Raw genomic sequence first — 5,362 nt, 5'->3', positions numbered from 1 at the left:
GCTCCGAAGAAGGTGGTGGATGCTCCGGCCCCGGTGCGCGCGGCGCCGGCCAACGCGGTGGCCATCTTCGGCGTGGCCCGCCAGCCGGCCGCGACGGACTCCGCGGCGAAGCTGGAGGACACGATCACCCGCCGGCTGGGCAGCGCGGGCGACGTGCAGTTCGTGGACCTGGCGACCGCCTTCCCGCCCCCGGAGCCCCAGGGCAACCCCCGCGGTGACGCCCTCTTCGACGAGGGCCGCGCGGCGTATGACAACCTGGACCCGGACGCCGCGGCGGTGAAGTTCAAGGCGGCCGCGGAGGCCTACGTGCAGCGCCCCGGCGACCTGCGCCCGGAGAAGCTGGGGGAGACGTACCTCTTCCAGGGCGCGTCCCAGCTGCTCAACGGCGACGTGGCGGGCGCGAAGGCGGCCTTCACGAACGCGCTGCTCGCGGAGCCGTCGCTGACCCCGGACGCGGGCCTCTTCGGCCAGGACGTGCAGCGGGTGTTCTCCGAGGCGCAGAGCGACCTGAACGCGCAGCCGCAGGGCACGCTGGTGGTGAACACCCAGCCGCAGGGCGCGCGCGTGCTGGTGCGCGGCCGCGACGTGGGCACGACGCCGCTGGCCGGCGCGAAGCTGGCCCCGGGCCGCTACCCCGTGCAGGTGGTGCTGCCGGGCTACGCCCCGTTCGCGACGTACGTGGAGGTGAAGCCGTCCGCCCCCACGGAGCTGAAGACGAAGCTCGGCTCCGCGCCGGGCCTGTCCGCGCTGCGTGACGCGGCGACGAAGGCCGGCACGGAGGCCGCCTTCGACGCGGACGGCGCGCCGCCGGAAGTGGGCGCCATCGCCGAGCGGCTCAACGCGCGCTACGTGGTGCTGGCGGCCACGTTCCAGGACAAGAAGGGCCGGCTGCACGGCGAGGTGCAGGCGTGGGACGTGCGCACCAAGAACCGCCTGCGCGGCGTCGAAGTGGACTTCGGCAAGCGCGACGGCAAGGGCAGCGCGGATTACGCCGCGGACCAGGTGCACACCTTCCTCACCGGCGCCGCGCTGCCCCAGGGCCGCGAGGAGTCGAAGGAGCCGCTCGTGTCCAGCGACTCCGTGCTGCGCAAGCCCTGGTTCTGGGCGGCGGCGGCGGGCGTGGCGGCCGTGACGGCGGGCGTGGTGTACGTGGCCACCACGGACCGCAGCCCCGGCTTCAACCCGGTCAACGGGCTGCCCGGTGGAATTTCCTTCTAGTTCCGGCGTCAAGCGCACAGGACTCCTCATGAAAGCCCTTCCGCTCGCGCTCGTGCTGCTGCCCGCCCTGGCGCTGTCCGCCTCGTCCCAACCGGGCCGCATCTCCGCGCTGCTCATCCCCATGGACCCGTCGTCCGAGTCCTCGGGGGTGCAGATGGAGAGCTACATGAACGACGCGCTCGGCAACTTCGCCAGCTACGCCGTGCGCAAGCCGCGCGACCTCTTCGGGCTGCCGGACGACCCGGCCGCGCAGGCGTCCTTCCAGCGCGCGAAGAAGGGCTACGAGGAGAGCGTCAAGGCCTTCGAGGCGCGCGAGTACGAGGACGCGGAGCGCAAGGTGCGCGCCACCCTCAAGGAGCTGGACGGCTCCGTCGCGGCCATGACGTCCTGCTTCCCGCTGTGCGACGCCCTGGCGCTGCACGGCGCCATCCTCCAGCTGCGGGGCGACATGGAGGAGGCGAAGCTGCTGCTCATCGACCTGATGGCGCTCAACCCCACCTTCGAATTGAACCCCAAGCGCTTCAGCCGGGAGTTCATCAGCCTGCGCGTGCAGGTGGCGACGAGCCGCACCTCACAGCTGCGCGGCAGCGCCACCTTCAAGTCCCGGCCCGCGGGCGCCCGCGTGTACGTGGACGGCGAGCCGGTGGGCTACACGCCGCTGACGCTGCCCACGCTGCCGGTGGGCAAGCACCTGGTGCGCATGGAGCGGCCGGGCTTCCGCCAGTTCGGGCAGATCGCGGAGGTGACGCCGGACGACGTGGACGTCGTCGCCTCGCTGGTGCCCACGGCCACCTACAAGGCCTACGACGCGCAGCTGGACAAGGTGATTCCGGACGTGTCGCGCGGCAGCGACAAGCCGGCCAACGCCGTCGTCTCGCTGGGCAGGTCGCTGAGCCTGGACCGGGCGATGGTGGGCACCGTGCGCGTCATCCCGGAGCGGGGCACGGAACTCGCCGTGGGCCTCTTCGACGTGAAGAGCGGCAAGCGCCTGGGCTCGCGCAAGCTGGTGCTCCAGGGCGACGAGTACGGCCAGCTCAAGTCGGAGATGGAGCGGGTGGTCAACCAGCTCATCAACAGCGAGGGCGAACAGGTCCAGAAGAAGCGCGACCCGCTGGACAACCGCAACGGCGCGGAGGACTGGGGCTCGGAGGACCGCGGAGGCAACTCCCGACAGTCCGTCAAGAAGCACTCCGGGGATGATCCGCTGGACGACGTGTCGGGTACCGAGGACTGGTGACACGCGGCGCTTGTCCCGGGGCGGCTCGCACCTAGAGTCCCGGGCCGTATGCGCCACCTGCCGCTGCTCGCCCTCCTCCCCAGCCTCGCGCTTGCCCAGACGGGCGCCGTTGACGGCACCCCCGTCCCGCCCCTGGGCGTCACCCTGCCGCCCACCAACGCGGCGCTCATCGACGAAGCGCCCGCCCTGTCCCTCAACCCCGCCGGCCTGGGGTTCCAGGACGCGGGGCAGCTCTTCTACCTCCACGAGCGAAACCTCCAGTCCGACTCCGTGGGCGACGCCGTGTTCCTGGGCACGCGCCTCCTGGGCCTGGGCGTGGGCTTCTCCCTGGAGTGGATCCGCGGCGAGAACACGCCGGACTACCGCAAGACGTCCTTCGGCCTGTCGCTGGGGCCTCGCACGCTGCAACTGGGCGCCGCGCTGCATGACTTCAGCAGCTCGGATGACCGCCGCATCGGCGGACTGACCAGCTGGGACGTGGGCCTCACCGCGCGCCCCTTCCGCTTCCTGTCGCTGGCCGCGGTGGCCAAGGACCTGAACGCCCCGGAGCAGGACGGCCTCAAGCTGTCGCGCCGCTACAACTTCGGCGTGGGCCTGCGCCCGCTGGGTGAGCGCTACACGCTGGGCGTGGACTGGCTCTTCGCGGAGGGAGGCTTCCGGGAGGGACTGGCCACGTACACGCTCCAGGCGGAGGTGGTGCGCGGCCTGCGGCTGAGCGGCGGCCTGTCCCACGGCTTCGTCAGCGGCATTCCCCTGGCGCTCCAGCTCGCGGCCACGGTGGACCTGGGCCACGCGGGCCTGACGTACGCGGCGGGCGGCGCGGGCAGCGGCCTGGACCACGTGCTCCAGGTGCGCCTGTCGTCGGAGCGCTACCGCGCCCTGCATGGCGGCGGCGGCGTGGTGGCGCTGCTGGATTTGGACGACATGCTCGCGGGCGGCGTGAGCCCCGCGCTGGCCATCCTGGGCGTGAGCGAGACGGACCCGTACCTGCGCCTGATGAAGTTCCTGGACCTGGCCACGCGCGACGAGCGGCTCAAGGGCGTGGTGGTGAAGATGGAGGGCCTGCCCGGCGTGGGCTGGGGCACGGCGGAGGAGCTGCGCCAGTCGCTGCTCAAGCTGCGCGAGTCGGGCAAGAAGGTCGTGGTGGTGATGCTGTCCGGAGATGACCGCGGCTACCTGGTGGCGTCCGCGGCGGACAGCATCTACGCGCTGACGGAGGCGTCGCTGCCCATCAACGGCCTGTCCGCCACGGTGACGTCGCTGGGCGGCACCATGGAGAAGCTGGGCGTGACGTGGGACGTGGCGCGCGTGGGCGAGTACAAGACGGCGATGGAGCAGTTCACCCGCTCCGACATGAGCCCCGCGGAGCGCGAGACGCTGGACGCGTACCTGGACTCCCAGGTGACGCACTACGAGAAGGCCGTGGAGGCCGGGCGCAAGCTGCCCCCGGAGCGGCTGCGCGCCGCTTGGGCCCAGGGCATCCTGTCCTCGAAGCGGGCGCAGACGGCGGGCCTCCTGGACCGCGTGGTGTCCGCGACGGAGCTGGACGCGCGCGTGGCGGAGTGGTTCCCGGGCATGCGCTTCCACCCGACGTACTCGCCGCGCGACGAGCGTGAGGATCGCTGGGGCCTGCGCCGCCGCATCGCGGTGGTGCCGGTGCTGGGCGACATCACCGGAGGCCGCAGCCGTGAGGATCCGCTGGGCTTCGCGCAGCTGGCGGGCGCGGAGACGGTGGTGCGCGCGCTGCAGGAGGCGCAGGAGGACCCGTCCGTGGTGGCCATCATCCTGCGCGTGGACTCCGGCGGCGGTGACGTGCTGGCGTCGGACCTGATGTACCGCGCGGTGCTGGAGGCGAAGAAGCACAAGCCCGTCATCGCCTCCATGGGCGACGCGGCGGCCTCCGGCGGCTACTACGCGGCGATGGCCGCGGACGAGGTGCTGGCGGAGCCCACCACGCTGACGGGCAGCATCGGCGTCTTCTACCCGAAGCCCGCGCTGGAGGGCCTGGGCACCAAGCTGGGGGTGAACCAGGAGACGCTCAAGCGCGGCGACATGGCGGACCTGCTGGAGTGGTGGAAGCCGTGGACGCCCGAGCAGCAGGCCGCGGTGCAGACCTGGGTGGACGACTCCTACGACACGTTCATCACGGAGGTCGCCCGCAGCCGGAAGATGGACAAGGCGAAGGTAGACGCCGTGGCCCGCGGCCGGGTGTGGAGCGGGAAGGACGCGCTCGCCCGGGGGCTGGTGGACGGGCTGGGCGGCATGCCGGAGGCCATCACGTCGGCGCGCAAGCGCGCGAAGGTGGCCGCTTCGGAGGAACTGGACCTGGACGTCATGGGGGACGCGCGCGGCTTCCTCTCCGGGCTGGGCGGAGAGCCCGGAGTGCACGCGCTGGCGGGGGTGCTGCTGCCCGCGCTGCCGGAGCGTCCGCCAGAGGCCCTGTCCGTGCTCGCCCGGGAGGTGGGGCTGGGTTCGCCCGAGCTCCTGCGCCCCGGCCTGAAGGCCATGATGCCCTTCCGCGTGCGCATCCGCTGAAAGGCCCCCCGGGGAGGTCTCCCGGTGGACAGCCCACGCGTACGGGCGGCGAAATTGCGGGCGCCCCATCCGGGCGCTCTGTTAGGGTGGTGAGTGCCTCCCGGCCGGCGCTAGGGCCGTCGGGGGGTTTCAGGAACCGGCGGTTTCGGCCTTCTCGCAGGCCCCGCGTCCGGCTTCCTGTCCCAAAACCTGCTTCCTGACGTCCCCGGCGGGCCCGCTCACGGCCGCCGCCCTCAAAGGGCCGTCACGCGTGGAGCCCCATGAGCGAGAATTCCGACAACCCCGAGACCCGCAACCCGCCGCCCCCACCTGCTGGCCGTCCGGGCCCGCCGTCATGCGGTAGGCCTGGCCCTCCGGGGTGAAGTGCACCTG

At 72.4% G+C, this 5,362-nt stretch carries 3 protein-coding genes; all 3 read left to right on the top strand.

Annotated features, from left to right (window positions below; translation table 11 throughout):
• Window positions 1-1,218 (top strand): PEGA domain-containing protein (locus D7V80_RS40050; RefSeq protein ID WP_120593030.1); only part of this gene is annotated, 1,218 nt, incomplete at its 5' end.
• 28 nt (window positions 1,219-1,246) lie between these two features.
• Window positions 1,247-2,455: a PEGA domain-containing protein gene (locus D7V80_RS40045; RefSeq protein ID WP_120593029.1), complete on the top strand. Its 1,209-nt coding sequence runs from the start codon at window positions 1,247-1,249 to the stop codon at window positions 2,453-2,455.
• Window positions 2,456-2,503: 48 nt separating this feature from the next.
• Window positions 2,504-4,990, top strand: coding sequence for a signal peptide peptidase SppA (gene sppA / locus D7V80_RS40040; protein WP_120593028.1), 2,487 nt, complete (start codon window positions 2,504-2,506; stop codon window positions 4,988-4,990).
• Window positions 4,991-5,362: the final 372 nt, after the last annotated feature.

It is taken from the genome of Corallococcus sp. CA054B, assembly GCF_003611625.1.
Taxonomy (GTDB): domain Bacteria; phylum Myxococcota; class Myxococcia; order Myxococcales; family Myxococcaceae; genus Corallococcus; species Corallococcus coralloides.
This window is presented reverse-complemented; position numbering and strand designations above follow the sequence as displayed.

Coding starts and splice junctions, on each gene's coding strand:
- D7V80_RS40045 (WP_120593029.1), top strand. CDS start 1,247: ATGAAAGCCCTTCCGCTCGCGCTCGTGCTGCTGCCCGCCCTGGCGCTG.
- sppA (WP_120593028.1), top strand. CDS start 2,504: ATGCGCCACCTGCCGCTGCTCGCCCTCCTCCCCAGCCTCGCGCTTGCC.